The organism is Haloferax sp. Atlit-48N (assembly GCF_003383015.2).
GTDB classification, from domain to species: domain Archaea; phylum Halobacteriota; class Halobacteria; order Halobacteriales; family Haloferacaceae; genus Haloferax; species Haloferax volcanii.
The window spans coordinates 229,624-256,067 of sequence record NZ_CP137693.1 but is presented as its reverse complement, the minus strand read 5'-3'; the positions used below and the strand labels follow the sequence as shown (position 1 = coordinate 256,067).

Below are 26,444 nucleotides of genomic sequence, written 5' to 3'. Positions count from 1 at the left end.
GTCGGGGAGGGAACGACAAGAGGCGGTGAGAACGGCGCGGCGCAGACACCGACGGTCGTCCCCGGGACGGTCAGTCGCGGGGTCGAACGCCGAGGTTCGACGCGTCGGGACCGAACTCCTCGGCCAACAGCGCCGGCACGTCGTCCGGGCGAACGTCCGAGTACCACCGGTTTCGGGGGTGGATGGCGACCGCGGCCCCGTCCGCACTACAGAGGCCGAGACAGCTCGTTTCTGCAACGTGGACCCGCGACCAGAAGACGCCACGGTCGCGCAACCACGAGGTCACCGCGTCGTACACCGCCGGGCCGTCGGCCTCGGCGCAGTCGGCGTACTCGGACTCGCGGCCGTTCGTACAGACCAACACGTGGTCGGTAAAGCCGTGCTCGCGGACCTCGTCGGTTCGGTCGCGCATCAGTCGGCCGCGGGAGCCGAGTCCCGGCCGGCGGTCGGAATCCCCGGTTCGGACTCGGACTCACTCGACGGCCGGAACCGCGCGTGCGCCGCCGCGAGGACCAGCCACAGGAGGACCTGTCCGAACGCGAACAGGCCGGTGAGCCCGGTTTCGAGCGCCGGCGACAGCGCCCCGCGAACCGCGTTTTCGGGGGCGACGACGGCCAGCACCGCGAGCAGGCCGAACGGGACGGCCGCGCCGACGAGAGCCGCACCGAGGCCCCGCGACTCGCGCAGGCGGGTGTAGACGTAGCCGGCCGAGAAGCAGGCGAGCGCCCCGGCGAGCATCATCCCGGCGTAGAGCGGGAGCCGCGTCGCCGTCGAGAGCGACTGTTCCGCCCCCGGCGCGACCGGCGGGAGCACCAACCACGGCGCGCCCGAAACGGTGACGAACCCCGCGAATCCCATCAGATAGCTCTTCGCGGCGTCGGGTCCGGGAATCGCCGGTTCGAGGAAGAAAAAGGCGACCCCGAAGAACGCGCCGCCGAGCACGACGCCCCACAGGCCGCCGGCCGCGACGCTCACGGCTTTCGTGACCGCCATCGACACCGCGGTGTCGTGATGGCCGCCGCTCTCGCCGGCGTGGGAGTCACCGGACTCGTGGCTGTGAGCCCCCTCGGCCTCGTGACTGTGGGCGCTTTCGGCCTCGTGAGTATGTCCGCTCTCCTCGACTGTCGCGTGGTTCAGGTCGTCCGCGTAGCCGACGAGCGGGTTGGCGACGACGGCCATGAACAGTCCGAACACCAGTCCGGCGACGACCCCCGCCTTCACTCCCCGCGTCAGGTACTCCCCGAACATCGTCAGTGGCAGGCGATGCCGGCCGCGTGGCGGAAGTTGTGCAGCGAGTCGTGGACGAGCGGGTCCTGCACGAACAGGAGCGTAAAGCCCAGCGCGACGATAAAGAGGGAACCGGCAGCCATCTGCGCGGGGGTCAGTTCCGTTCGTGCGCGTTCGATGCGACCGTTGACGGTGTTCGCCGTAGCCATGGTAAACTCGGATTGATGAAAACCAAGCACAGTTGTAAAACTTTCGAGAACAAGCGAGATTGTGTTTCAGCAATCTCGATTTAATAACTCGGGAGCGGATTTTATGAAACCCAGTTTGTGGTACAACAAGCACAATTGTTTTCAAACCGCGCCGGGATTGTCGAGTCGAATGTCACAGGTAACGCTCCCGCACGACGCCAAGGCGGGACCCACGAAACCGGAGGTAAGAGCGGTCACGCTCGATAAACTCGGCTTGCGGCCGACGGACCACTTCGTCGACGTCGGCTCCTGTACCGGCTCGGTCACCATCGAGGCGGCCCGGCGGGTCGAGCGCGTGACCGCCGTCGAGCGCAAGCCGGACCGACTGGACGTGACGCGGAAGAACCTCGCGGCGAACGACTACGACGCCGACGTGACGCTCCGCGAGGCGGAGGCTCCCGACGGTCTCCCGGCCGACGCCGACGCGATGTTCATCGGCGGCAGTCGGAACTTCGAAGCCGTGTTGGACCACGCCGTCGAGACCGGCGTCGACCGAATCGTCATGAACGTCTCGCGGGTCGAACCCGCCGGCGACGCCATCGAGGCGTTCCGCGAGCGCGGCCTGCTCTCGGCGGTCGTCCAGATGCAGGTGAGCCACGGCTACGAACTCGCCGGCGCGACGAGTTTCCGGTCGAACAACCCGGTGTACGTCGTCGTCGGCCGACGCGACGCGGAGGGGCTATGACCGTCTACGGCATCGGTCTCGGCCCGGGCGAGGCCGACCTCGTGACGGTCAAGGGGAAACGCCTGCTCGAATCGGCGGCGGTGGTTTACTCGCCCGGCCGCCTCTCGCGGACGGTCGCGCTGAACCACGTCCCCGAGGAGCGCATCGGTGACCTCGACTTCCCGATGACGCGCGACCCCGACGAACTCCGCCGCGCGTGGAAGGAGGCCGCCGCCGAGGTGGCCGCCCGCGCCGACTCCGAGGACGTGGCGTTCGTGACCCTCGGCGACCCCAACGTCTACTCGACGTTCGGCCACCTCCGCCGCACCCTCGACGCGTTCCACCCCGACATCGACCTCGAAGTCGTCCCCGGCGTGAGCGCGATGACGGCCTTCACGACCGCGCTCGGCGTCGAAATCGAATCCGGAACCGGGCTGGCGCTCCGCGAGGCCGCCAACGGTGCCGCGCCGACCGGCCCCGACCGCATGGTGCTGTTCAAGGTCACCGACGCGCCGGCGACCCACGAGAAGCTGACCGAAGCGGGCTACGACGTTCGCTTCGGCCGCCGCCTGTTCATGGAGCAGGGCGAGACGGTCGTCACCGACGACCCCGACGAACTCGCGGAGCGCGACTACTACACGCTGGCCTACGCCGAGCGCGAGGGCGTCGAGCGCGACGTGGCGACCGCCGAGTTCGACGGCGTCGAATCGGGGGGGTCGGCGTGAGCGCGGACGGCGAGGCGGACACCGGCTTCACCGACGAGGAGGGAATCCCCTTCGTCGGCGCGGGCCCGGGCGACCCGGACTTGCTCACCGTCGCCGGGCGGAAACTCGTCGAGGACGCCGACCTCGTGGTGCACGCGGGGTCGCTCGTCAACAGCGAACTGTTGGACGAGTTCTGCGCCGACGCCGAGCGGGTCAACAGCGTCGGCAAGGACCTCGAAGAGCTGATTCCGCTGATGGCCGACGCCTACGAGTCGGGCCGAACCGTCGTCAGACTCCACAGCGGCGACCCGGCGATTTACGGGGCCGCCTTGGAGCAGATGGACGCGCTGGCCGAGGCTGGCGTGCCGAGCTACCTCGTTCCCGGCGTCACCTCGGCGTTCGCCGCGAGCGCGACGCTCCGCACCCAGTTGACGCTCAACGAGGTCTCGAATCACGTCGTCTTCACCCGGCCGCGGGGCCGGACGCTCTCGGCCGAGGAGGACCACATCAGCGACTTCGTCGGCTTCGGTGACACCACGGTCTGTATCTACCTCGGCACCCACGCCGTGTCGGAGACGATGGACCGCCTGCTGGACGAGGGCCACGACCCAGACACGCCCGTCGCGGTCGTCTACCACGCCTCGTGGCCGGACGAAGACGTCATCGAGGGCACCATCGAGACCATCGGCGAGCGGGTCGAAGACGCGGGCTACCGCGCCTCGGCGCTCGTCATCATCGGCGAGGCGGTGAACGGCTCGGCGTACGAGCGGTCGTTCCTCTACGGCGACTGGGCCCGCGGCGGCGACGCACCGAACGACGAACCCGACACCGAAACACAGGAGCCAGACAATGAGTGACACAGACACCAACTCGGACACCGACTCCGGAAGCGGCCACTGTCAAACGCCAGACAGCGACGGCGAGGTTGCCGACGAAATCGCCATCGTCAGCTTCGAACGAAAGCTCGACACGGCCGAGGAAATCAAGCGCGACCTCGCGGACGACTACGACCGGATAGACGTCCTCACCTACCACGGCGACGTGTTCGCCGACCACTGGGGCGAGTACGACTGCTTCGTCGGCCTCATGGCCAGCGGCATCGCCATGCGGAAGACCGCCGGCCTCCTCGACGACAAGTGGGAGGACCCGGCGGTCGTCGTCGTCGACGAGGAACTGACGTGGGCGATTCCGCTCACCGGCGGCCACCACGGCGCGAATCAGGTCGCCCACGACCTCTCGAAGCTCGGGGCCGTCCCGGCGATGACGACCGCCTCTGAGGCCGCGGGCAAACAGGGCGTCGAGAGCAAGGCGAAGGCGCTCGACTCCCACGTCGTCAACGGCGATTCGACCGTGGCGACGAACCTCGCCGTCCTCAACGACGAACTCGGTCCCGTCGCCCGACTCGACGGCCCGAAGGCGGTCCTCGTCGACGACGACGTGACGGTCCTGAAGCGCAACGGCGACGACGGCGTCGTCCTCGGAACCGGGAGCGTCTCCGGCGCGAAGAAAGCGCAGTTCCTGACGGCGTGGGAGCAAGCGCTCGACGACGCCGACTGCGACTGGGACGACGTCGACTTCGTCGCGACCGGCACGCGAAAGGCAGACGAACCGGGGATGCTCGACGCGGCCGAGGAAATCGGCGCGGGCGTCGTCTACTTCGAAAAGGAGACGCTGACCGAGTTCGAAGGGCCGACCCCCTCGCGGTCGAAGGAACTCATCGGCTGGCCCGGCATCGCCGAGGCGAGCGCCATCGCCGGCGGCCGCGACCACGAACTCGTCGTCGAAAAGCAGCGCTACGACGACGCCGTGACCGTGGCGGTGGGACGATGAACGACGGTCGCGAGCCGACCGAACCGGCGACCGAGTCAGCGACTGAACCGGCGTCCGACGACCGCGACGAGGTCCCCGACGACTACGGGACGCTCTACGTCGTCGGCATCGGTCCCGGCCTCCCGGACCACATGACGAAGCAGGCGAAGGAACTCATTTCCACCTCGGACTGCGTCGTCGCCTCGAACCTCTATCAGGAGTTCCTCCGCGACGACGGAACCCTCCCGCCCGAGGGGAGCGACGACGGGCCGGAGGTCGTCCGCTCGTCGATGGGACAGCAGGTCGAACTGACCCGCGAGGCGTTCGAGCGCGTCCGCGACGGCGAGGACGTGGTCCACGTCTCCGGCGGCGACCCCAACGTCTACGGGAAGTCCGACCTCGTGTTCACGATGGCGAAAGGCGACGAGGCGACCGACGTGCCAATCGAAATCGTCCCCGGCGTCACCGCGGCGCTCGGCGGCGCGGCCATGATGGGCGCGCCGCTGTCGAACGACTTCTGTACGGTCTCGCTGTCCGACAAGTGGCGCGGCTGGGACGAAATCGAGGAGAAACTGCGCGCAGCCGCCATCAGCGGCTTCGTCATCGTCCTGTACAACTGCTGGCGCAACTACGAACGCGCCATCGACGTGGTCCGCGAGGAGCGGGCCGACGACGTGCCGGTCGGCATCTTCAACGACGCCGGCCGCGGCGAGGCCGGCCGGAATCTGGACGACGAGACGTTCTCGGTGACGACCCTCGGCGACGCGAAGGCCCACGACGACGACGTGGGCGGGATGGGAACCTCGATTCTCATCGGCACCCACGAGACCGAACCCTGGAGCAACGACTACCAAACGTACCTCGTCACGCCCCGCGGCGGGCGCGACGTCGACGACTTCTAACCCATGAGCGACTCAGACACGACAACCGAATCGAACTGCGGCGGTGCGACGACCGAATCGACTGAATCGACCGACACGACCAACTCAGAATCGAACTGCGGCGGGACGAAGACGGAGACCGAGACGGACACGACCTCGAACTGCGGCGCGTCGTCCTCGACGACGGACGACGACTCGGCGTCGAAGTGCGGCGGCAGTTCGGGCGGGTCGAAGAAGGAACAGACCGCAGAGAAGGTCGAAGCGACCATCGAGGACTTCGACGGCGAGCCGGGGCAGTTGGTCGCCGTCGGCCTCGGTCCCGGCCGCGCGAGCGAGATGACGACGCTGGCGAAAGACACGCTCCGCGAGGCCGACCACATCGTCGGCTACACGACCTACATCGAACTCCTCCCCGACGACGTCGTCGAGGGCGCAGAGGACATCTACTCGACGCCGATGTGCGGCGAGGTCTCCCGGACCGAGGAGGCGGTCGACCGGGCGCTCGCCGGCAACGACGTGGCCATCGTCGGCAGCGGCGACCCCAACGTCTACGCGCTGGCCGGACTCGCGCTCGAAATCCTCGAATCGAAGGGCGCGACCGCGAGCATGGTCGACTTCGACGTGGTCGCGGGCGTCCCGGCGGCGCAGTCCTGCGCGGCACGGTTGGGCGCGCCGCTCGTCAACGACACAGTGACCATCAGCCTCTCGGACCACCTAACCTCGATGCCGACCATCGAGTCGCGCCTCCACGCGGCCGCCAAGGAGGGCTTCACCATCGCCATCTACAACCCGTGGAGCCGCAAGCGCCGGTCGAACTACGAGAAGTGCTGCGAGATTCTCCTCGAACACCGCGCGCCAGACACGCCGGTCGGCATCGTCCACGGCGCGGGCCGCGACGACGAGGAGGTCGAAATCGTCGACCTCGGTGACCTGCCCGACCTCGGTGAGACCGACCTCGTGGACATGACGACGACGCTGCTCGTCGGCAACGAGGAGACGTACGTCTGGGACGACCGGATGGTGACGCCGCGGGGCTACGAGCAGAAGTACGAGTACTGAGATGTTCGAAATCGAAATCGACCGAGACGCCTGCGACGGCATCTTCGCCTGTCTCGCCCGCGACGGGCGGTTCGTCGAGGACGACGACGGACTCGCCACAATCGACCCCGACGCGGCCGGCGTCGTGCGCGTCGAGCAGACGGGCGGGCGCGTCGTCGCCGTCCTCGAAGGCGACGCGGAGTCGGACGACGACGCGACGCTCGCGGCCCGAGCCTGCCCGCCGGGCGCGATTTCGGTCCGGGAGGTGGACGCGTGAGCGACGCGAACGCCGGCGTCGCCCCCGCGGACGACCTCCTCGAAAGCGCGCCCGAGACGGCCTATCTCTGGGGCCACGTCGCCGGCGGCGGCCGAGTCGAGCGGGAGCAGTTCACCCTTTCGACGAGTGACGAGACCTGCGCGAACCGCCTCGCGGCCATCGCCGGCGGCGGCGAAATCGAGCGACGAGAGACGGAACGTGAATACGCCCACAACACCGCCGTCACCCGCGTCAAAGACGAGTACCGCGTGACGGTCGCAGGCGACGTGGTGCGAAGCGCGAGCGCCGCGTTCGGCCTCCCCGTCGGCGGCGACGCCGGCGGCTACCGCTTCGACGTGTTCGACGCCCGGCGAAAACAGCTCCTCCGCGGCCTGCTCGAATCCTGCGGGACGGTCTGTTTCAAATCCTCGTCGGGGACGGTCGGCATCTCGTTCGTCCACGACGACCGGGCGCTCCTCGAAACCGTTGACCGACTGCTCGACGCCTGCCCCGTTGACGCGCCGACCGGCGAGATTGGCGAGACCTCCTCTGGCGGCTACTGGTTCGGCATCGACGACGACGCGGCCGCCGGCTTCGGTGAGTGGGTCTACGAGGGGAGCGACGAGACGAACCTGTTCGCGCCGACGCGGCGTCGAAAGCTCGTCCGTAGCCTCGAAGAGGCGGAGAACGCATGAGCCTCGAACGACCCGACCCGGCGCTCGACGACGACGCGGTGCTCCTCGTCGGCCACGGCTCGCGCCGCGAGGAGTCGAACGAGCAGGTGCGGACCCTCGCCGCGAAACTGGAATCGCGGCTGTCGGTCCCGGTGGACGCGGCGTACATCGAACTCGCCGAGCCGTCGATAGACGACGCAATCGAGACGATGGCTCCGACCTGCCGGACGATGACCGTCGTTCCCCTCTCGCTTTTCGCCGCCAGCCACGTCAAAAACGACGTGCCGCTGGCGGTCCAGCGGGCCCGCGCGACCCACGACGACACCGAGTTCAGGTTCGGCTCACATCTCGGCATCCATCCCTCGCTCGTGGACCTGTTGGACGAGCGGGCGCGGGCGGTCGAATCCGACCTCGGCGTCGACCGCGAGGACGACGACGTGGCGGTCGTGCTCTGCGCCCGCGGGTCGAGCGACCCCGACTCGAACGGCGACGTGCACAAACTGGCGCGCCTGCTGTACGAGGGCCGCGAGTTCACCCGCGTCGAATCGGCGTTCATCGGCGTCACGACGCCCCGGCTTGAGGAGACGCTTCACACCGTCGCCAAGGACCGCCCGGACGCCGTCGTCGTCCTCCCGTACATGCTCGGTGACGGCGTGCTGACGGAACGAATCGTGGACACCGCCGAGACGTTCGACGAGGAGTACCCCTACGTCGACGCCGGCGCGTCGGGACCGCTCGGCACCGACGCCCGGGTGGTCGAGACGCTGGCCGACCGCTATCAAGAGGCGCGGTCGGGGAGCGTCGAGATGTCGTGCGACACCTGCAAGTACAAGGTCGAACTCGCCGGCTACGAGGACGACGAGGGCGGCGCTCGCGCGATGCTTCGCTCGCTCGTCCACCAGGCGGAACACGCCGACCGGAGCGACGTTGACGACGACCCGCACGTCCACGACGCCCCCGAGAAGCACGTCGCGGTCTGCACGAACCAGACCTGCGCCGCGAGCGGCGCGGCGACCGTCCTCGAACAACTCAGACAGGGCGTGCGCGACGCCGACGACTGCGATGTCCACGTCTCCCGGAGTTCGTGTCTCGGCCAGTGCGGCGACGGCCCAATCGTCGCCGTCTACCCCGACAGCGTCTGGTACGGCGGCGTGACGCCCGACGACACCGACCGCATCGTCTCGTCCCACCTCGAACGGGACCGCATCGTCTCGAACCTCGTCCACCAATCACTCTAATCATGGCCTGCGCAGAACTCGAAGCGCTCCGACTGGCGCTGTTGAACATCACCGGAACGACCGACGAACACGCGAAGCGACACGCCGAAGCCGAACTCGAAGACTACCTCGGCGACGCCGACCCCGGCCCGATTCAGGCGCTCGCGAACGCGACCACGCTCGACGAGGCCCAGCGACATCTCGACGCCGCGCTCGTCGACCTCGAATCGGAGGCGACGCGAATCGACGACGACGACCCGCAGGCCGGCTACCTCCGCGGCCGACTCGTCGCCGTCCGCGACGCCGAACGGTCGCTTCGCCGTCTCCGCGAGGGCACGGACGCGCTGCTCGACGACCTCGGAGAGGCCCACCACACGCTTCACGACGCCTTCCCCGTCGAGGACTGAACCGATGCCATCGGCTCCACTCTCGGCCCGCCGCGACCTCGGTGAAGTCGACCCCGCGAGCAGTCGCCACAACTGGACGCGCTCGGCGGTCGCCGCGACCGACGACGCCGTCTTCGTCGGAACCGCGGCCGGCCGCGTCGTCGCGCTGGAAGCCGCTGCCGACTCCGCATCCGACACCGACGACCGCTGGGAGGCGCGCGGCGACAACCTCGTCGTGTCGATGGCCGCCGCCGACGACTTCCTCGTCGTCGGCGAGCGCGGCGGCGACGGACTCGTTCGCGTCCTCGACGCCGAGACGGGCGACGCGCGCTGGACGTACGCGACGACCGACGACGTTGGCACCGCGGCGAGAGACTCGCTGTTCTTCCGACCCTACGTCGTCGACCTCGCGGTGACGGGCGACAGAGTCGTCGTCGCCGCCCGACGGTACGAACGCGACGGCGACGAGCGAGTCTGGCGGAGCGTCGTCCTCGGGTTCGGCCGCGACGGCCGGGTCGCGTGGCGCAGACGCGTCCACGCCTCGCCCATCGCGGTCGCCGCCGAGGGGGACCGCGTCGCCGTCGCGTACAACCGCTGTCCGAACCCCGAACAAGACGGCCTCGTGCTCCTCGACGCCCACACCGGAGGGCGAGTCGCGTCGTGGGACCCCGGCACCGACGGCGACCGGCGGGTCGGGGACGTGGCGTTCGCGGGCGACGCGCTGGCCGTCGCCAGCCACGGCGACAAACGCGGCTACCTCCTCGATTTCGAGGGGAGCGAGCGGTGGCGACTCGACCTCGCCACCGAGCGGCGCGTCGGCGACGAGACCGTCTACGCCTATCCGACCCACGTCTGCGTCGCCGGCGAAACCGCCGCCTTCGTCACGGGGAACACGTTCGCGGAGTCGACCCGCGACCCGGACGCGCGACATCCCGACGAACACACCGCGGTCGGCGTCTCCGTCGATGGGGGCGAGCGCCTGTGGACCCGCGACACCGGCGGGTTCGCGCGCGCCGCCGTCGCGGCCGGCTCGCGGGTCTTCGTGCCGTCCGCCCAGCACTTCCGGGAGCGAGAGGCCGACCGCCACGGCGTCCACACGTTCGGTGCGACGGCGGGGCACGTCCGGACCGACGACCTCCCCGGAATCCCGACCGCGGTCGCCGCGGGTGGGGGCGTCCTCGCGGTGGTCGAAGAGCCGGTCGAGTACCACGACGAGGGCGTCACGCGCGGAGCCTACCGACTCCGCACGCGACCGATTCGATAGAAGAAACCATGCGACACGAGACGAGCGATACCCCGCTACTGCCCGTCCGCGAAGCGCTCGGCCTCAGCGACCCGCTCGGCCGACAGGTCGGAAAGCGGGATGCGCCGCGCGTCCGTCTCGGAGACGAGGATGTCGGTCACGCCGATGCCGTCGTCGCCGGCGTCGACGACGACGACCGACGCGTCGGCGGTGGCGAGGCTCCGCGCCGCCGACCGGGTCTGTCCGGTGGGGCTGCCGTCCGCGACGGTAACCCGGCCGTCGGTGACGACGACGACGAGCGCGGCGTCGGCGTCCGAGCGGTCGATGACCCGGCGAGCGGCGTCCAACCCGGAGGGAAGCGGCGTCCGGTCGCCCGTCGGAAGCTCCTTCAGGTGCCGCGCCGCCAGCGTCACGCTGTCGGTCGGCGGGAGCAACACCTCGGCCTCGTCGCCCGCGACGGCGACGAACGCGACCTCGTCGCGTTGCTCGTAGGCGTCTTCGAGGAGCGACAGCACGGTTCCCTTCGCCTGCCGCATCGCGGCGCGCATCGACGCGCTCGCGTCCACGACGAACACGACGAGCGTCGCGGCCGACCCGCGGGAGACCGCGGTTCTGAGGTCCGACCGGGTGACGCGGGACCGGCCGGCCGAGGCGGCGACCCGGACCGACGCCGGCACGTCGATGTCGTCGGTCTCGGTCGCCGGTTCGGTTCGTACCCGCGAGCCTCGACCCTGACGCGACTCCCGAACCGCGGCGCGGCTGCCGTCACCCGGCGTCTCCGCGTCGAGGGCGGCGTCCTCGACCGGCGGGCGCTCGGCGTCGCCGACGGCGGCCCGGTTCTGACCGGGGAGAAGCGGCGTGGCCTCGTCGGGGTCGTCGCCGGAGCCGTCGGTATCGCCGTCTTCGGAATTTCCGCCTTCCGAATCACCGTTCTCGGGTCCGCGCTCGTCGGCTCCGCCGACCTCGCCGCCTCGGTCGTCATCCCCGGCGTCGTCGTCCCCGGCGTCAGAGTCGGGAGCCGCGCCGGGGGCGTCGCCGTCGGAATCGTCGGCGTCGGCGTCGCTGTCGCCTCCCTCGGCGCGTTCCTCGCCGTCGCTGGCGTCGCCGTCGTCACTCCCGCCGTCGTCGGCATCGCCCGCATCGTCACCCTCACCGTCCCCGTCGTTAGCGTCGCCGCCCCCGTCGTCGTCCCGGTCTTCGTCCTCGTCGAAGTGGTCGTCGAGCACGTCGTCGACGTCCGGGTCGTCGTCGAACGGGCGGCTCTGAAGTCGATGCGGGAGCGCGAGGGCGGCCGCTTCCCGCACGTCGCTTTCGAGCACCTTCGTCCGACCGTCGAGCGCCGCGAGGGTGCGGGCCGCGCGGGCGATGGCGATGTCGGCGCGGTGGCCCTCGACGCCGGCGTCGACGCAGAGTTCGGCGATATCGCGCTTGAACTCGGTCGGGAGGGCGACCGAGTCGAGGCGGGCCGTCGCCTCGCGGAGCGCGGTTTCGAGCGCCGCGGTCTCCTCGCGGTGGGCGTCGCCGGCCGTCGCCGGGTCGTCGCCGCCCGCCAGCGCCCGGTCGATAATCTCCACGCGGTCGTCGATGTCGCGGCTGCCGACGACGGTCGCCTGGAGGGCGAAGCGGTCCCGGAGCTGAGGGCGGAGGTCGCCCTCCTCGGGGTTCATCGTCCCGACGAGCGTGAACTCGGCGGGGTGTTCGACGCTCATCCCGTCGCGCTCGACGCGGTTGACGCCGCTCGCGGCCGCGTCCAAGAGCAGGTCGACGAGGTGGTCGTCGAGGAGGTTCACCTCGTCCACGTAGAGGATGCCGCGGTTCGCGCGGGCCAAGAGCCCGGGGTCGAACGACGCCTCGCCGTCCAGCGCGTCGGCGACGGAGAGCGTGCCCGCGACCCGGTCGCGGGTCGCGCCGAGCGGGAGCGTCACGAGCGGGACCGACCGGCGTTCGACCGCGGGGTCGTCGCGGGCCCGACACGAGTCGCACTGGCGGGCCGGGTCGTCCGGGTCCGGCGGGCAGCCGTACGGACAGTCCGCGACGACCGCCTGTTCGGGCAGGAGGTCCGAAAGCGCGCGGACCGCGGTCGACTTCGCGGTGCCCTTCTCGCCGCGGACGAGCAGGCCGTCGAGGTCGTCGTTGGCTCCGACCGCCAACAACGCCCGTTTCAGTTCGTCTTGCCCGACGATAGCCGAGAACGGAAGCGTCTGAGTCGTCATCGAATACGAAAACGTAGTTGCAGTAAGACAATAACACTTTATCAATGACACCGACAATCGGACTGTACACAGCGACCGAAAACGAGTTGGGCGCGGTCCAGCGGGCCGCGCGCCGACTCGACGGAATCGACCTCGTCGTCCGCTCCGCGAGCGACTTGGACGACGTGAGCGACGCGGACGCCTTCGTCGACGAGTTGGAGTCGACGACGGCGGCCGTCTTCTGGCTCCACGGGGCCGAAGACAGCATGCCCGGCTACGACCACGCGGTCGAACGACTCGAATCGGCGGGCGTGCCGCTCGTCGTCAAGGCCACGGGCGACGCCTTCGCTCGCCGGGACACGACCGTCGCCGACGCGGACCGCGAGCGCGTCTGCGAGTACCTCGACCGCGGCGGCGCGGTGAACGTCGAGAACCTCTGTCGGTTCCTCGCCGCCGAGTACGCCGGCGTCGAGACCGAGGTCGACGACCCTGTCGAACTCCCGACAGAGGGCGTCTACCACCCCGACTACCCCGGCGTCGAGTACGACGAACTGCTCGACACGCACGACCCGGACAAGCCGACCATCGGCGTCTGGTTCTACGAGTCCCACTGGACGCACGCGAACACCCGGTACGTGGACGCGCTCGTGGAGCGCCTCGAATCGCTCGGCGCGAACGTCCTCCCGGCGTTCTGCAACCCCGCGACCGACGAGGCCGGACAGGAGAACGCCGAGTGGGTCGCCCGGAACTGGTTTTCGGACGACGACGGCCCCGTCGTCGACGCCGTCGTCAGCTCCTTCATGTTCTCGCTGTCGATGAGCGAGCGGGGCCGCGACGCCGACGACGAGGGGTCGGCCGCCGAAGACGTGTTCCTCACCGAACTCGGCGTCCCCGTGTTGCAGGCCATCACGACCATGCGCTCTCGGAGCCGCTACGAGTCGAGCGACACGGGCGTGATGGGCTTCGAACTCGCGCTGTCGGTCGCGCTCCCCGAGTTCGACGGCAACGTCATCACCCACCCGATAAGCGGGAAAGAGCGGATGGAAGACGAGGCGGGCGTCGGGAGCGCGCCGAAACAGCACTTCCCCATCGAGGACCGCGTCGACCACGTCGCCCGCCTCGCGGTCAACTGGGCGCGGCTCCGCCACCTCCCGAACGACGAGAAGAACGTCGCGGTCGTCCTCCACAACTACCCGCCGAGCGACGACGGCATCGGGACCGCCTTCGGGATGGACAGCCCCGAGAGCACGGTCAACCTCCTGTCCGAACTCCGGGAGCGGGGCTACGCCGTCGGTGACCTCCCCGCGGACGGGCAGGCGCTCATCGACGACCTCACCTCGCAGTTGACGCTGGACGACCGCTGGGTCGCCCCCGAGGACGTGCGGGACCTGAGCGTCGACGTGGTGGCTCCCGACCAGTACGCCGACTGGTTCGAAGACGCCGACGACCGCTTCCGCGACAACGTCGTCGAGGAGTGGGGCGACCCGCCGGAGCGACCGTTTGCGATTCCGGGCGTCGAGTTCGAGAACGTCCTCGTGACCGTCCAGCCCCCGCGCGGCTTCGGGATGGACCCCTCGAAGGTGTACCACGATTCGGACCTCCAGCCGCCGCACGACTACGTGGCGTTCTACGCGTGGCTCCGCGAGTCGTTCGAGGCCGACGCCGTGGTCCACCTCGGCACCCACGGCAGCCTCGAATGGCTCCCCGGCAAGACCGTCGGGCTGAACGGCGAGAGCGCGCCGGACCAACTGGTTTCGGACCTCCCGAACGTCTACCCGTACATCATCAACAACCCCGGCGAGGGGACGCAGGCCAAGCGCCGGTCGTACGCGGCCATCGTGGACTACCTCACGCCGGTCATGCGCACCGCGGGAACCTACGACGACCTCGCGGACCTCGAAGAACTCGCCCGCGAGTACCGCGAGGCCGGCATGGACGAGGCCCGCCCCGAGCGCGGCGACCAACTCCGCGAACTCCTCGTCGACGCGGTCGACGACCTCGACCTCGCGGTCGAACTCGGGTTCGACGACGCCGAGGCCATCCGCGGCGCGGACGGCGATGTCGGCTCCGACGAGGCCGAAGTCGAGTTCGACGAACTCGTCGAGCGCGTCCACGAGTACCTGACCGACGTGAAGACGACGCAGATTCGGATGGGCCTCCACACGATGGGCGAACCGCCCGCAAACGACCGACTCGTGGAGTACCTCGTCGCGCTCACCCGCCTCCCGAACGCGGACACGCCGAGTCTCCGCGAGAGCGTCGCGGGCGTCATGGGCGTCGACTACGACCGGATGCGGGACGAGCCGGGGACGTACGACGACGACCTCGGGATGTATCTCTCGGAGGCCGCAGACCGCGTCTACGACCAGTGCGTCGAACTGGTCTCCGCACTCGCGGAACGCGACTTCGACGTGCCCGAGTCGGAGGTCGACGCCGGCCCCGACGACGAGGTGAACATGAACCTGCTCGTGGTCGATATCGACCAACTCGGCGACGCGCGGGCCAAGCGCGGCGCGCACGACGACCTCCGCGAGGTGCTGGCGTTCATCTGCGACGAGGCAGCCCCGCGAGTCGCGGCCGCGGAAGCCGAGATTCCGCAGACCGCCGACGCCCTCGACGGCGAGTACGTCCGCCCCGGTGGCTCCGGCGCGCCGACCCGCGGCGGGGTGGACCTGCTGCCGACCGGGCGGAACTTCTACACGCTCGACCCGCGGAAAGTCCCGGCCAAGCCGGCGTGGAGCGTCGGCGAGCGCGTCGCCGAGGGCGTCCTCGACCGCCACTACGACGACCACGGCGAGTATCCCGAGGAGTTCGGGGTCGTCGCGTGGGGGACGCCGACGGTCCGGACCCGCGGCGAGACCATCGCGCAGGTGCTCGCGTTCATGGGCGTCGAACCGGTGTGGACCGACGCGGGCCGCGTCGACGACGTGGAGCCGATTCCGCTGGACGAACTCGACCGGCCGCGAATCGACGTGACGACCCGCGTCTCGGGGCTGTTCCGCGACGCGTTCCCGCAGGCCGCGAGCGTCGTCAACGACGCCGTCGACGCGGTGGTCGAACTCGACGAACCCCACGAGCTGAACTACGTGAAAAAGCACGTCGAGGAGGACGCCGCCGAGTTCGAATCGGAGGGCGTGGACGCCGACGAGGCCGAGAGACTGGCCAAACACCGCGTGTTCACGACGACGCCCGGCGGCTACGGCGCGGGGACGAACAAGGCCGTCGACGAGGGCGAGTGGGACGACCGGAGCGACCTCGCGGACGTGTTCGTCCAGTGGGGCGGCTACGCCCTCGGGAGTCGCGGCAAGGTGACCGAGGCCCACGACGCCTTCGAGCGCCGCTTGAGCGGGGTCGAGGCGACCGTGAAAATCGAGGACACCGCCGAACAGGACGAGTTCGACTCCTCCGACTGGTACGCCTTCCACGGCGGGTTCGTCTCCGCGGTCGGTGAGATTTCCGGGAGCGACCCGGCGTCGTACGTCGGTGACTCCAGCGACCCCGACAACGTCAGCGTCTACACGAACGAGGAGAAAGTCCGCAAGGCGATGCGGGCGCGCGTCCTCAACCCCGACTGGCTCGACAGCATGGAGGAACACGGCTACAAGGGCGCGGGCGACCTCTCGACCACGGTCGACGTGGCACTCGGTTGGGACGCGACAACGGGCGTCGTCAGCGACACCCTCTGGGAGAACCTCGCGGACGCCTACGCCTTCGACGAGGACCGACAGGAGTGGCTGCGCGACGTGAACCCGTGGGCGCTCGAAAGCATCACCGCGACGTTCCTCGAAGCCATCGACCGCGACCTGTGGGACGCCGACGACGACGTGCGAGAGCGGTTGCAGGACATCAACCTCTCCGTCGAAGGCGACCTCGAATCGAACACGACGAACGCGATGACGCAGACCCAATCCAATGACTGAACGAGACGCCTACGCCGACCTCGGCGCGACGACGCAGGAAGCGATGGACATCGCGGAGACGAGCATGGACATCGTCCGGACGTTCGTCCCCGACGAGACGCTTAACGACCGACTCCGACAGAAGGCGGTCCACTCGACCGGCGACATCGAGTTCCAGCACCTCATCCGGTGCCAGAACGACCCGGTCGTCGCGGGCGCGAGGGCCGTCCTCGACGAGCGCCCCATCGTGACCGACATCACGATGGCGAAAGCTGGCATCACCGGCCGCGGCCACGACTGCCAGGTGCGGAAGGCAATCGGCAACGGAGCCGAACTCGCCGCCGAAACGGGCATGACCCGGACCGCGGCCGCGGTGCTCGAACTCGACAAGGAGGGCGTCTACGACGGCGCAATCGCGGTCGTCGGCAACGCGCCGACCGCCGCGTTGGCGCTCTGCGACTGCATCGAGAACGGAACCCGACCGGCGGCCGTCGTGGCGACGCCCGTCGGCTTCGTGAAGGCCGAAGAAAGCAGGAAGCGCGTCCGCGACGTAGCCGACGAGTACGGCGTGCCCGCGGTGACGAACGTCGGGAAACGAGGCGGGAGCGGCCTCGCGGCCGCGCTCACGAACGAGCTGATTCACGTCGCCAGCGACGTGCGAAACGGCGACGTAGACCTCGCAAATCATGAGTGAGGACGAGAGCGACCCGTACGACCTCGATTCGGGACCTGACCCGGCGGCGTTCGCCGCGGCCGCGCCCGAACCGAGCATCGACGAAACCGACGGGGGCGGCGAGGACGCCGACGGTACCGAGGACGCCGCCGCGCCGGTGTACGCGGTCGGCGTCGGCCCCGGGAATCTTGAGTATCTGACGCCCCGCGGGCGGCGGGCGATTCGAGAGGCCGACGTGGTCGTCGGCTTCGAGACGGTCGTCGACTTCGTCGCCGACGAGACCGACGCCGACCTGCTCACCTGCGGCTACGCCGACGAGGCCGACGCGCTGGCCGAGTTCGGGCGGCGCGTCGCGGCCGGCGACCGGGGGACGGCGGTGCTCATGGGCGACCCGAACCACTCGGGCTACCAGTTCCTCGGGAAGGTCCAGCGGGCCGTCGACCGGCCGGTGCGGGTGATTCCGGGCATCTCGTCGCTCCAGATAGCCGCGAGTCGCGCCCGGACGCCGATGGAGGACACGCGGTTCGTCACGCTCCACAAAAGCGGGTCGCTCGACGCCGACCTCGACCGATTGGCCGAGGCGGCCGGCGAGCGCCACCTGCTCGTCCTGCCGCGACCGTTCGACTGGATGCCGGGCGACATCGCCGGGTTCCTCCTCGATTCGGGCGCGGACGAGTCGCTGGACGCGCTCGTGCTCGAACGACTGACCCACGACGACGAGCGAATCACCCGGACCACGCTCGGCGGCCTGCGCGATTCGGCCGGCGGGAGCGGCCCCGACTCGACGCCGTACTCGGACCTCTCGGTGCTCGCTGTCAGAGCGCCCGTCGACGCGGCGGACTGAGCCGCCTCCTTCCCCCGCCCCGCGCGAAGGTAGTTAGGCTCGCCTAAATTCCGAAGACGTTTTAACCATTTAGGGAGGCCTAAAAGACATGGCAAACGACGGACAAAGCGGACGGGAATCGACGCGGCGCGAGTACCTCCAGTACGGCGGCGCGGTCATCGCAGGCGGCCTGCTCGCCGGCTGTACCGGCGGGAGCGGGTCGGAGACGACGACGACGGCGTCCGAGCCCGAGACGACCACGGCCGCGACGACCGAGGCGGCGACGGAGACCGAAACCGAGACAGAGACGACGACCGAGGCAGCGGAGTCCTACTCGGTGTCGATAGAGCCGGTCGGCGAGGTCACGTTCGACTCGGTCCCGGAGGCGTGGATTGCGAACAACGGCAGTTGGGCCGACATGGGCGTCGCGCTCGGGCTCGACGCGCCGATGGGCGTTTGGCTCCCCGGCCGGTACCACACGCAGTACTACGACGAGATTCCGGACGTGAGCGTCGACAAGTCGTCCATCCGCCAGCTGTGGGGAGACAGCGGCGTCGGCAAAGAGCAGTTCTACGAGCTGAACGCGGACGTGCACATCGCCGACCCGAACTTCCTCCTGAACCGCGGCCAGTGGAGCGAGGCCGACATCGAGGAAATCAGCACGCAGGTCGGGCCGTTCTTCGGCAACAGCATCTTCTCGCGCGGCTACGCGTGGCACGAGGACTACCGCTACTACACCCTCTACGAGGCGTTCGAGAAGTTCGCGCAGGTGTTCCAGCGCGAGGACCGCTTCGAGGCGTTCGAACAGGTCCACGAGGAGTTCCAGTCGAACCTCGCGCCGGTCGTCCCCGCGCAGGGCGAGCGACCCTCGGCCGCGGTCGTCTGGGCCGGCGGCGACGAGCCAGAGGAGTTCTACCCCTACGTCATCGACGAGGGGACGAGCTTCAAGCATCTCAACGACCTGAAAGTCAACGACGCGCTCGCGACGACCGAGGTGCGGGACTTCTACAGCAACCGCGGCGCGGTCGACTTCGAGACGCTGCTTGAGGTCGACCCCGAAGTGCTCCTCGTGCGCGGACAGGAGGCCAAGACACGCGAGGAGTTCCAGAACACCGTGGTCTCGTTCATGGAAAACCACGAGGTGGCGGGCGAACTCACCGCCGTCCAGAACGGCGACGTCTACCGCGCCGGCGCGCTCTATCAGGGCCCCATCACGAACCTCGTCGTGACGGACCGCCTCGCGCGGACCCTGTACGACGCCGACGAGCGCCTGTTCGACGCCCAGCGCGTCGCGGACATCGCCAACGGGAACCTGTAACTCGCCCCGGGTTCGCGGCCCCGCTTTCTCTCTTCGCCCACCCGTCGAGCGGCGCGTCCCGCCAGAACGCTTATCATATTTTAGGCTAGCCTAAAAAATATGGCAGTGAGCCAAGGTATGGGCGTGTCCCCGGCGGTCACCGCAGCGTGGTTCGTCGAGGGAGAACTCCCGCTCATGGAGGTGTTCCGCCGAGCGAAAGCGAGGTGAGTCCGCGACGGGGCGGGGTGGGGCGGGGCGGACCCCGGAACGCGACCGACCACCGACTCCGTCCGTCGGAAGAGCACCCAACTGGACCGTAGGACCGGTCGCCGCGAGTCGGTCGTCGCGGCCGACGAGCGGTTGCGCTGTCCCGAAATTTTTACTAAAAATTAGATTGCAGTAAACCTTTTGTGTTTTTAGGCCGGCCTAAAACACGCATGTTCGACAGCGATAGACTGACGACGAATCAACGGAGGGAAGCGCGATGACCGACCCGGCAGCCGGCAACGAGGCGTTGCTCGAACAGCAGGCCGCCCGCGAGTCGAGCGCGCGGACCTATCCCCGACACCTCCCGCACGCGATACGGGAGGCCTCGGGCGTCACCGTCACCGACATGGACGGCGAGGAGTACTACGACTGCCTCGCGGGGGCCGGCACGCTCGCGCTCGGACACAACCACCCGAGAGTGGTCGAGGCGATGGAACGCGTCCTCGCGGAGGACCGCCCGCTCCACACCCTCGACATCACGACGCCCGTCAAGGAGCGGTTCGTCGACACGCTGTTCGACAGCCTCCCCGACGAGTTCGCTGACAGCGCGCGGGTGCAGTTTTGTAGCCCCGCCGGGACCGACGCCGTCGAGGCCGCGCTCAAACTCGTCAAAACCGCGACGGGCAACCGGAGCGTTCTCGGGTTTCAGGGCGGCTACCACGGCATGACCAACGGCGCGCTGAGCCTGATGGGCGACACCGACCCGAAGGAGGACGTGCCCGGTCTGATGCCCGACGTACACCACCTTCCGTATCCGTACGAGTATCGGTGTCCGTTCGGCGTCGGCGGCGACGAGTGCCACGAACTCGCCGCCCGGTACGTCGAGCGCACCCTCGACGACCCCGAAAGCGGCATCACCGAGCCCGCGGGGATGGTGGTCGAACTCGTGCAGGGCGAGGGCGGCGCGATTCCCGCGCCCGACGACTGGACCCGCGAGATGCGGCGGATGACCCGCGAACGCGACATCCCGCTGGTCGTCGACGAGATTCAGACCGGTCTCGGCCGGACCGGCGAACTGTACGCCTTCGAGCACGCCGACATCGTCCCGGACGCGGTCACGCTCTCGAAGGCCATCGGCGGGTCGCTCCCGCTTTCGGTCGTCGTCTACGACGAGTCGCTCGACGTCTGGGAGCCGGGCGCGCACGCCGGCACCTTCCGGGGAAACCAGCTGGCGATGGCCGCCGGTATCGCCACCATCGAACACGTCCTCGAACACGACCTCGACGACCACGCCGCGCGCATGGGCGAGCGGCTCCGCGGCCACCTCGACGCGACCGAACGCGCCCACGACGCCGTCGGAGACGTGCGCGGTCGCGGGCTGATGCTCGGCGTCGAACTCGTCGACCCCGCGGGTGAATCCGACGCCTGCGGGCGCTACCCGGCGAATCCGGACCTCGCTGACGCCGTCCGCGAGGCGTGTTTCGACCGCGGCCTCATCGTCGAACTCGGCGGCCGCCACGGGAGCGTCGTCCGGTTCCTCCCGCCGCTCGTCGTCAGTCCGAGCGACGTGGACGCCGTCGGGAGCATCTTCGCGGACGCCGTCGAGGCCGCAATCGAGGACGCCGACGGCCGCCGGGAGGTCGCCGCATGAACGGCGTCGGCGATGTCGACGGCGCCGGCGAGCGCCGCGACCCGCGACCGGACGCCGCGAAGTGGTTCCTGAGCGGCGACGACGACGACCGGGCGCGTTACCGCGACGCGATGCGGCGGGCGTGCGACCTCGTCCTCGACGAGTTCGCCGCGGAGGCGACGCCGTACTCGGGGGCGACGCCCGAAGAAGTCGACGACGCGCTCGCCCGGTTCGAGATGCTGCCCCACGAGGGCGACGGCGTGGCCGCGGCGCTCGACCGCACCGAGCCGATTCTGCGAAACTCGGTCGGCGTCTCCGACCCGACCTGCATCGCGCACCTCCAGTGTCCGCCGACGATTCCGGCGCTCGCGGCCGAAGCGCTCCTGACGGCGACGAACCAATCGATGGACTCGTGGGACCAGAGCCCCGCCGCGACGCAGCTCGAACGGCGGTTCGTCGGGGAGCTGTGCGACCTGTTCGGCTACGAGGACGGCGACGGCGTGTTCACGAGCGGCGGCACGCAGTCGAACTTCGTCGGCCTGCTCCTCGCCCGCAACAAGGTCGTTTTGGAGGAGTACGGCGTCGACGTCCAGCGCGAGGGGCTGCCACCGGAGGCGCGGGACCTGCGCATCCTCTGTTCGGCCGACGCCCACTTCACCGCCACGCAGGCGGCCTCGCACCTCGGCCTCGGTGAGAACGCCGTCGTCACCGTCCCGACCGACGACGACCGCTGCCTGTCGATGGCGGCGTTCGACGAGGCGGTGGCGGACCTCCGCGAGCGCGGGAAACGCCCGTTCGCAATCGTCGCCACCGCCGGAACGACGGACTTCGGAAGCATCGACCCGTTAGGCCCGCTGGCCGAGCGCGCGGCCGAACTCGACTGCTGGTACCACGTCGACGCCGCGTGGGGCGGAGCGCTCGCCCTGAGCGACGACCACGCCGACAAACTCGCCGGCATCGAGGCCGCGGACTCCGTCGCGGTCGACTTCCACAAGCTGTTCTACCAACCGATTAGCTGCGGCGCGGTGCTCGTCCGCGACGCGTCGGCGTACGACCTCATCGACCGCAACGCGGCCTATCTGAACCCCGTGCGCGACGACGACGCGGGCGTGCCGAACCTCGTCTCGAAGTCGGTCCAGACCACCCGGCGATTCGACGCGCTCAAACCGTTCGTGACGATGCAGGCGCTCGGCCGCGAGGGGCTGGCGTCGATGGTCGAGTACACCATCGACCTCGCCGCCGACGCCGCGAGGCTCATCGAGGCCGACCCCGACCTGCGGCTCGTCCACGATTCCGACCTGAACGTCGTCGTGTTCCGGTACGTCCCCGACCACGGACGAGACGGCGGCGGCCCGGCCGACGGCCCGGTCAACGGCCCGAGCGCCGACGACCTGAACGAGGCCATCCGCGACTCCCTCCTCGACGACGGCGAGGCCGTGGTGGCCCGCACCACCGTCGACGGCGAGACGTGTCTGAAGCTGACGCTCCTGAACCCCCGAACGACGCGCGAGGACCTCCGAGACCTCCTGCGCGAGATTTCGGACCGCGGAACCGCTCTCGAACCGACGACCGACGACCGACACGCATGAATCCGAACGACACAGCCGAGTCAGCGACGATACACAGCTTCCTGAACTGCTACCTCCGGGAGACCGGGGACTACGCCGTCGTCCCAGCCGGGGACGTGCCGGTCGAGGCGGACGCCGAGGTAGTCGTCCACGCGCCGCTCTCTCAGCAGGGCGTGGACCTCTACGTCCCGCTTTCGTACCGGTCGCCGACGGGTCGCCACCAGTTCGACCTGCCCGGCGTCTACCGGCTTCCCGATGGCGAGACGTTCCCCCTCGACTACACCGTGCTCGTGACGCTCGTCACGAGCGAACTCAGACTCGACCGCGACGACACCGGCGCGGCCGACGAACTGCTCCTGCGGGTCGTCAAGAGCTGCCAGAACATCGAGCGGTTCGTCGAGGCCCGGCGCGGCGACGAGGAGCGACTGTACGGCTTCGACACCTCCTTCCGCGACGCCGAGCAGTCGCTCGTCTTCGGCCACCCGCTCCACCCGACGCCCAAGAGCAGACAGGGTATCCCGGCTCACGAGTCGCGGGCCTACGCGCCCGAACTCCGCGGGTCGTTCCCGCTGGCGTACTTCAGCGCCGACCCCGAGTTCGTCTCGCAGGACTCCACTCGCGAGGAGTCGGCGGCCGAGTGGGTCAAGTCGACCCTCCGCGCGGACGACTCGGTCCCCGAGTCGTTCGTCACCGAACACGTCGAGGGCGACGAGGTGCTGCTTCCCGTCCACCCGTGGCAGGCGGACTACCTCCGCTCGCAACCCGAGGTGCAAGCGCACCTCGGCGACGGCCTCGAATACGTCGGCCAAGTCGGCCGGGAGTTCTACCCTACCTCGTCGGTACGGACGCTGTACGCCCCGGACGCGCCGTTCATGGTCAAGGGGTCGCTGAACGTCAAAATCACCAACTCCGAGCGGACGAACAAGCTCCCGGAACTGGAGCGCGGCGTCGCCATCACCGAACTGCTGGACACCGAACTCGGCGGCGACCTCGAATCCCGGTTCCCGGCGTTCGACGTCGTCCGCGACCCGGCGTATCTGACGGTCGACCTCGGCGACGGCGAGTCCGGCTTCGAGACGGTCCTGCGCGAGAATCCCTTCCGCGGCAACGCGGCGGCGAACGCGACGCCCGTGGTCGGCCTCTGTCAGGACCACCTCGACGACGGGTCGTCGCGGCTGGCGACGCTCGTGGAGGGCATCGCCGACCACGAGGGACGGGCCACTCCGGCGGTCGCAGAAGACTGGTTCAGACAGTATCTCGAACTGTCGGTTCGACCGGTGCTGTGGCTGTATCTCGAACGCGGGCTGGGCGTCGAGGCCCACCAGCAAAACAGCGTGCTGACCCTCGACGGCGGCTACCCCGAGACGTTCCGCTACCGCGACAATCAGGGCTACTACCTCCCCGAGTCGATGTACGACGAGGTGGACGCGCTCCTGCCCGGCATCGGCGAGCGCGCCGACACGGTCTGTCCGGACGCCGTCGCCGACGAGCGCATCCGGTACTACGTCGTCATCAACAACGCCTTCGGCCTCGTCAACGCCTTCGGCACGGCCGGACTGGTGGACGAGCGACGCCTCCTTGGCGTCCTCCGCGACGAACTCGAATCGCTCCGTGAGTACGACCGGCCGTCGTCGTCGCTGCTCGACGACCTCCTCACCAACCCGACGATTCCGTGCAAGGCGAACCTGCTCACGCGGTTCCACGACATGGACGAACTGGAGGGGTCGCTGGCGAACCAGTCGGTGTACGCCGACATCGACAACCCGCTCGTCACGGAACTGGAGGTGCCAGCGCCATGACCGACGCACCGGCGACCGCGACCGCGAACGCGGCGACTGCCGACGCCGGCCGCGAATACGCGTATCGCGTCCGCGACGAGACCATCGACCGGACCATCGCCTTCGCGGAAGTCGACCCGGCGCTGGACGTCGACCGCCTTCACGCGTGGCTCGGCTCGGACCACGTGAAGCCGTACTGGCAACTCGACCTTCCGAAGCCGGCGTTTCGGGCGAAACTCGACGAGAAGTTGGCCGACGACCATCTCACGCCGTACGTCGGCCTGCTCGACCACACGCCGATGAGCTACTGGGAGACGTACCGCGCGGCCGACGACGTCGTCGCAGAGTGCTACGACGCCGCCCCCGAAGACCGGGGCATCCACCTGCTCATCGGGCCGCCGGAGTATCTCGGACACGGCCACTCGATACCGCTCTTGCGAGCGATGACGGCGTTTCAGTTCCGCGCGACCGACGCGACTCGCGTCGTCAGCGAACCGGACGTGCGAAACGAGCGGGTCATCCACGTCTTCGAGCGATGCGGCTACGAGCCGCAGGGGCGCATCGACCTCCCCGACAAGGAGGCGCTGTTGATGCACTGCGAGCGCGACCGGTTCTTCGACACGGTGGCCGAGAATGCGGAGGCGGAGGTGGGTCGATGAGCGAGCCCCGCGTCCGCGACGTGGTCGGAATCGGTCTCGGCCCGTTCAACCTCGGGCTGGCGGCCCTGCTCGACGGCGCGCCCGAGGACGTGGACGCGGCGTTCCTCGAACGGGACGCCGAGTTCGCGTGGCACGAGGGGATGCTCATCGAGGGGACGACGCTGGAAGTACCGTTCCTCGCGGACCTCGTGACGCTGGCCGACCCGACGAGCCCCCACAGCTACCTCAACTACCTGCGGGAGACCGGCCGCGTCTACGAGTTCTACTTCTACGAGACGTTCCAGATTCCCCGGCGGGAGTACAACGACTACCTCCGGTGGGTGGCCGACCGACTCGACGCCTGCCGGTTCGAACGCGAAGTGACCGAGGTTCGCTGGGACGACCGCGAGGAGTGGTACGCGGTCACCGCGCGGAATCCGGACACCGGCGACCGCTTCGAGTACCGCGCCGAGAACCTCGCGCTCGGCATCGGCTCCCGGCCGCACGTCCCCGAACACCTCCGTGGACACCCGACCGAAGACGTGTTCCACACGGCGCGGTATCGGCACAACCGCGAGCGCGTCGTGGAGGCGGACACGGTCACCGTCGTCGGGTCCGGGCAGAGCGCCGCCGAGGTGTTTCAGGACCTCCTGGAGCGCCAGCCCGACCACGGCTACCGGCTCGATTGGCTGACTCGCTCTGACGGGTTTTTCCCCATGGAGTACTCGAAACTCGGTCTCCAGCACTTCACCCCCGAGTACGAGCGGTACGTCTACGACCTGCCGCAGGCGGTGAAAGACGACCTCATCCCGAATCAGGACCTGCTGTACAAGGGCATCGACCCGGAGACGAGCGCCGAGATTTACGACCTGCTCTACCGGCGCTCCGTCGGCGGCCGCGACCCCGACGTGGGGCTGTTTGCGATGACCGAAGTCCGCGACATCGAGGCCGTCAACGACGCGTACGCCCTCGACTGTCACCAGTGGCAGGCCGAGGAGTCGTTCGTCCACGAGAGCGAGGTCGTGATTCTCGGGACGGGCTACGAGCGACCGATTCCAGCGTTCCTCGAACCGCTGGAAGACGCCATCGACTGGGACGAACAGGGCCGGTTCGGCGTGACCGAAGACCACCGGCTCGCGGTCGACGCGCCGGGTGACGTGTTCCTCCAGAACGCCGAGGTCCACACCCACGGCGTCGGGGTCCCGGACCTCGGCCTCGGTTGCTACCGGAACGCGAAGTTCGTCAACCGACTCGTCGGCCGCGAGGTCTATCCCGACGACGTCGACACGGTCTTTCAGGACTTCTCGGTGGCGCAGTTCCTCGAACACGCACCGAACGCGACCCGCGCGGGCGGGAGCGAGACACCACCCACGCCGACGCAGAACGACTGAC

At 69.3% G+C, this 26,444-nt stretch carries 24 protein-coding genes; 20 read left to right on the top strand and 4 right to left on the bottom strand.

From position 1 onward, the window contains the following. Positions 1-70: 70 nt before the first annotated feature. From DEQ67_RS19025 to DEQ67_RS19015, 3 genes are read right to left on the bottom strand one after another with little or no spacing between them, the layout of a single operon-like run. Positions 71-412, bottom strand: coding sequence for a (2Fe-2S) ferredoxin domain-containing protein (locus tag DEQ67_RS19025; protein ID WP_006600010.1), 342 nt, complete (start codon positions 410-412; stop codon positions 71-73). After that, complete coding sequence (locus tag DEQ67_RS19020; RefSeq protein ID WP_115861488.1) at positions 412-1,248, bottom strand: CbtA family protein; 837 nt, start codon at positions 1,246-1,248, stop codon at positions 412-414. The genes DEQ67_RS19025 and DEQ67_RS19020 overlap by 1 nt, the downstream gene beginning before the upstream one ends. A gap of 2 nt (positions 1,249-1,250) precedes the next feature. Continuing rightward, entirely contained in the window at positions 1,251-1,436 is a 186-nt protein-coding gene (locus tag DEQ67_RS19015) for a CbtB domain-containing protein (protein WP_004041091.1), read from the bottom strand. 169 nt (positions 1,437-1,605) lie between these two features. Here DEQ67_RS19015 and cbiT point away from each other — a divergent pair, with 169 nt between their 5' ends. Genes cbiT through DEQ67_RS18960 form a run of 11 tightly spaced genes read left to right on the top strand, consistent with a single transcriptional unit; the run spans position 1,606 to position 10,368 of the window. Beyond that, the gene (cbiT, locus tag DEQ67_RS19010) at positions 1,606-2,160 is read left to right on the top strand and encodes a precorrin-6Y C5,15-methyltransferase (decarboxylating) subunit CbiT (protein WP_115861486.1); all 555 of its coding nucleotides are present in this window, start codon (positions 1,606-1,608) and stop codon (positions 2,158-2,160) included. After that, positions 2,157-2,864 carry a cobalt-factor II C(20)-methyltransferase gene (locus tag DEQ67_RS19005; RefSeq protein ID WP_006600012.1) on the top strand — a complete coding sequence of 236 codons (708 nt, stop codon included), beginning with the start codon at positions 2,157-2,159 and terminating at the stop codon, positions 2,862-2,864. Before cbiT ends, DEQ67_RS19005 begins: the two co-directional genes overlap by 4 nt. Continuing rightward, positions 2,861-3,700, top strand: a complete 840-nt coding sequence (cobM, locus tag DEQ67_RS19000; protein WP_004041094.1) for a precorrin-4 C(11)-methyltransferase — start codon at positions 2,861-2,863, stop codon at positions 3,698-3,700. Before DEQ67_RS19005 ends, cobM begins: the two co-directional genes overlap by 4 nt. Next, a complete protein-coding gene (gene cbiG / locus DEQ67_RS18995; RefSeq protein ID WP_115861484.1) occupies positions 3,693-4,673 on the top strand; it encodes a cobalt-precorrin 5A hydrolase in 981 nt (326 codons plus the stop codon). Before cobM ends, cbiG begins: the two co-directional genes overlap by 8 nt. Then, positions 4,670-5,554 (top strand): precorrin-3B C(17)-methyltransferase, encoded by an 885-nt coding sequence (locus DEQ67_RS18990; protein ID WP_115861482.1) that lies wholly within the window; start codon positions 4,670-4,672, stop codon positions 5,552-5,554. The genes cbiG and DEQ67_RS18990 overlap by 4 nt, the downstream gene beginning before the upstream one ends. Positions 5,555-5,557: 3 nt before the next feature. Beyond that, entirely contained in the window at positions 5,558-6,592 is a 1,035-nt protein-coding gene (cobJ, locus tag DEQ67_RS18985; RefSeq protein WP_004041097.1) for a precorrin-3B C(17)-methyltransferase, read from the top strand. Position 6,593: 1 nt separating this feature from the next. After that, the gene (locus tag DEQ67_RS18980) at positions 6,594-6,848 is read left to right on the top strand and encodes a ferredoxin (protein ID WP_004572753.1); all 255 of its coding nucleotides are present in this window, start codon (positions 6,594-6,596) and stop codon (positions 6,846-6,848) included. Further along, the gene (locus DEQ67_RS18975; RefSeq protein ID WP_115861480.1) at positions 6,845-7,522 is read left to right on the top strand and encodes a cobalamin biosynthesis protein; all 678 of its coding nucleotides are present in this window, start codon (positions 6,845-6,847) and stop codon (positions 7,520-7,522) included. Before DEQ67_RS18980 ends, DEQ67_RS18975 begins: the two co-directional genes overlap by 4 nt. Continuing rightward, positions 7,519-8,739: a CbiX/SirB N-terminal domain-containing protein gene (locus tag DEQ67_RS18970; protein ID WP_004041100.1), complete on the top strand. Its 1,221-nt coding sequence runs from the start codon at positions 7,519-7,521 to the stop codon at positions 8,737-8,739. The genes DEQ67_RS18975 and DEQ67_RS18970 overlap by 4 nt, the downstream gene beginning before the upstream one ends. 2 nt (positions 8,740-8,741) lie before the next feature. Next, positions 8,742-9,125, top strand: coding sequence for a DUF3209 family protein (locus DEQ67_RS18965; protein ID WP_004041101.1), 384 nt, complete (start codon positions 8,742-8,744; stop codon positions 9,123-9,125). A gap of 4 nt (positions 9,126-9,129) precedes the next feature. Continuing rightward, a complete protein-coding gene (locus DEQ67_RS18960; RefSeq protein WP_115891570.1) occupies positions 9,130-10,368 on the top strand; it encodes a PQQ-binding-like beta-propeller repeat protein in 1,239 nt (412 codons plus the stop codon). Positions 10,369-10,403: 35 nt separating this feature from the next. On the opposite strand, the gene DEQ67_RS18955 is transcribed toward DEQ67_RS18960, so the two are convergent. Next, complete coding sequence (locus DEQ67_RS18955) at positions 10,404-12,560, bottom strand: VWA domain-containing protein (RefSeq protein ID WP_115891571.1); 2,157 nt, start codon at positions 12,558-12,560, stop codon at positions 10,404-10,406. A 44-nt stretch (positions 12,561-12,604) separates the two neighbouring features. Between DEQ67_RS18955 and cobN the strand changes: the two genes are divergently transcribed. The 9 genes from cobN (at position 12,605) to DEQ67_RS18910 (ending at position 26,443) form a co-directional block, all read left to right on the top strand. After that, positions 12,605-16,459 (top strand): cobaltochelatase subunit CobN, encoded by a 3,855-nt coding sequence (gene cobN / locus DEQ67_RS18950; protein WP_115803579.1) that lies wholly within the window; start codon positions 12,605-12,607, stop codon positions 16,457-16,459. Next, positions 16,452-17,132 carry a precorrin-8X methylmutase gene (locus DEQ67_RS18945; RefSeq protein ID WP_115803580.1) on the top strand — a complete coding sequence of 227 codons (681 nt, stop codon included), beginning with the start codon at positions 16,452-16,454 and terminating at the stop codon, positions 17,130-17,132. The genes cobN and DEQ67_RS18945 overlap by 8 nt, the downstream gene beginning before the upstream one ends. Next, positions 17,125-17,955 (top strand): cobalt-precorrin-7 (C(5))-methyltransferase, encoded by an 831-nt coding sequence (locus DEQ67_RS18940; protein ID WP_115891572.1) that lies wholly within the window; start codon positions 17,125-17,127, stop codon positions 17,953-17,955. The genes DEQ67_RS18945 and DEQ67_RS18940 overlap by 8 nt, the downstream gene beginning before the upstream one ends. A gap of 88 nt (positions 17,956-18,043) precedes the next feature. Continuing rightward, entirely contained in the window at positions 18,044-19,252 is a 1,209-nt protein-coding gene (locus tag DEQ67_RS18935; RefSeq protein ID WP_008605878.1) for an ABC transporter substrate-binding protein, read from the top strand. 463 nt (positions 19,253-19,715) lie between these two features. Continuing rightward, positions 19,716-21,089, top strand: coding sequence for a diaminobutyrate--2-oxoglutarate transaminase (locus DEQ67_RS18930; RefSeq protein WP_004061752.1), 1,374 nt, complete (start codon positions 19,716-19,718; stop codon positions 21,087-21,089). Then, positions 21,086-22,657, top strand: coding sequence for a pyridoxal phosphate-dependent decarboxylase family protein (locus DEQ67_RS18925; RefSeq protein ID WP_115861473.1), 1,572 nt, complete (start codon positions 21,086-21,088; stop codon positions 22,655-22,657). The genes DEQ67_RS18930 and DEQ67_RS18925 overlap by 4 nt, the downstream gene beginning before the upstream one ends. Then, positions 22,654-24,435, top strand: a complete 1,782-nt coding sequence (locus tag DEQ67_RS18920) for an IucA/IucC family protein (RefSeq protein ID WP_115803584.1) — start codon at positions 22,654-22,656, stop codon at positions 24,433-24,435. Before DEQ67_RS18925 ends, DEQ67_RS18920 begins: the two co-directional genes overlap by 4 nt. Continuing rightward, positions 24,432-25,073 (top strand): GNAT family N-acetyltransferase, encoded by a 642-nt coding sequence (locus DEQ67_RS18915; RefSeq protein ID WP_115803585.1) that lies wholly within the window; start codon positions 24,432-24,434, stop codon positions 25,071-25,073. The genes DEQ67_RS18920 and DEQ67_RS18915 overlap by 4 nt, the downstream gene beginning before the upstream one ends. Continuing rightward, on the top strand, positions 25,070-26,443 hold the full coding sequence (locus tag DEQ67_RS18910) for a lysine N(6)-hydroxylase/L-ornithine N(5)-oxygenase family protein (protein WP_115861467.1): 1,374 nt from the start codon (positions 25,070-25,072) through the stop codon (positions 26,441-26,443). The genes DEQ67_RS18915 and DEQ67_RS18910 overlap by 4 nt, the downstream gene beginning before the upstream one ends. The last annotated feature ends 1 nt before the right edge of the window (position 26,444 follow it).

Bases quoted from the DNA above. Each gene is read 5' to 3' on its own strand.
- DEQ67_RS19025 (WP_006600010.1), bottom strand. From the start codon at position 412: ATGCGCGACCGAACCGACGAGGTCCGCGAGCACGGCTTTACCGACCAC.
- DEQ67_RS19020 (WP_115861488.1), bottom strand. From the start codon at position 1,248: ATGTTCGGGGAGTACCTGACGCGGGGAGTGAAGGCGGGGGTCGTCGCC.
- DEQ67_RS19015 (WP_004041091.1), bottom strand. From the start codon at position 1,436: ATGGCTACGGCGAACACCGTCAACGGTCGCATCGAACGCGCACGAACG.
- cbiT (WP_115861486.1), top strand. From the start codon at position 1,606: ATGTCACAGGTAACGCTCCCGCACGACGCCAAGGCGGGACCCACGAAA.
- DEQ67_RS19005 (WP_006600012.1), top strand. From the start codon at position 2,157: ATGACCGTCTACGGCATCGGTCTCGGCCCGGGCGAGGCCGACCTCGTG.
- cbiG (WP_115861484.1), top strand. From the start codon at position 3,693: ATGAGTGACACAGACACCAACTCGGACACCGACTCCGGAAGCGGCCAC.
- DEQ67_RS18990 (WP_115861482.1), top strand. From the start codon at position 4,670: ATGAACGACGGTCGCGAGCCGACCGAACCGGCGACCGAGTCAGCGACT.
- cobJ (WP_004041097.1), top strand. From the start codon at position 5,558: ATGAGCGACTCAGACACGACAACCGAATCGAACTGCGGCGGTGCGACG.
- DEQ67_RS18980 (WP_004572753.1), top strand. From the start codon at position 6,594: ATGTTCGAAATCGAAATCGACCGAGACGCCTGCGACGGCATCTTCGCC.
- DEQ67_RS18970 (WP_004041100.1), top strand. From the start codon at position 7,519: ATGAGCCTCGAACGACCCGACCCGGCGCTCGACGACGACGCGGTGCTC.
- DEQ67_RS18965 (WP_004041101.1), top strand. From the start codon at position 8,742: ATGGCCTGCGCAGAACTCGAAGCGCTCCGACTGGCGCTGTTGAACATC.
- DEQ67_RS18960 (WP_115891570.1), top strand. From the start codon at position 9,130: ATGCCATCGGCTCCACTCTCGGCCCGCCGCGACCTCGGTGAAGTCGAC.
- DEQ67_RS18955 (WP_115891571.1), bottom strand. From the start codon at position 12,560: ATGACGACTCAGACGCTTCCGTTCTCGGCTATCGTCGGGCAAGACGAA.
- cobN (WP_115803579.1), top strand. From the start codon at position 12,605: ATGACACCGACAATCGGACTGTACACAGCGACCGAAAACGAGTTGGGC.
- DEQ67_RS18945 (WP_115803580.1), top strand. From the start codon at position 16,452: ATGACTGAACGAGACGCCTACGCCGACCTCGGCGCGACGACGCAGGAA.
- DEQ67_RS18940 (WP_115891572.1), top strand. From the start codon at position 17,125: ATGAGTGAGGACGAGAGCGACCCGTACGACCTCGATTCGGGACCTGAC.
- DEQ67_RS18935 (WP_008605878.1), top strand. From the start codon at position 18,044: ATGGCAAACGACGGACAAAGCGGACGGGAATCGACGCGGCGCGAGTAC.
- DEQ67_RS18930 (WP_004061752.1), top strand. From the start codon at position 19,716: ATGACCGACCCGGCAGCCGGCAACGAGGCGTTGCTCGAACAGCAGGCC.
- DEQ67_RS18925 (WP_115861473.1), top strand. From the start codon at position 21,086: ATGAACGGCGTCGGCGATGTCGACGGCGCCGGCGAGCGCCGCGACCCG.
- DEQ67_RS18920 (WP_115803584.1), top strand. From the start codon at position 22,654: ATGAATCCGAACGACACAGCCGAGTCAGCGACGATACACAGCTTCCTG.
- DEQ67_RS18915 (WP_115803585.1), top strand. From the start codon at position 24,432: ATGACCGACGCACCGGCGACCGCGACCGCGAACGCGGCGACTGCCGAC.
- DEQ67_RS18910 (WP_115861467.1), top strand. From the start codon at position 25,070: ATGAGCGAGCCCCGCGTCCGCGACGTGGTCGGAATCGGTCTCGGCCCG.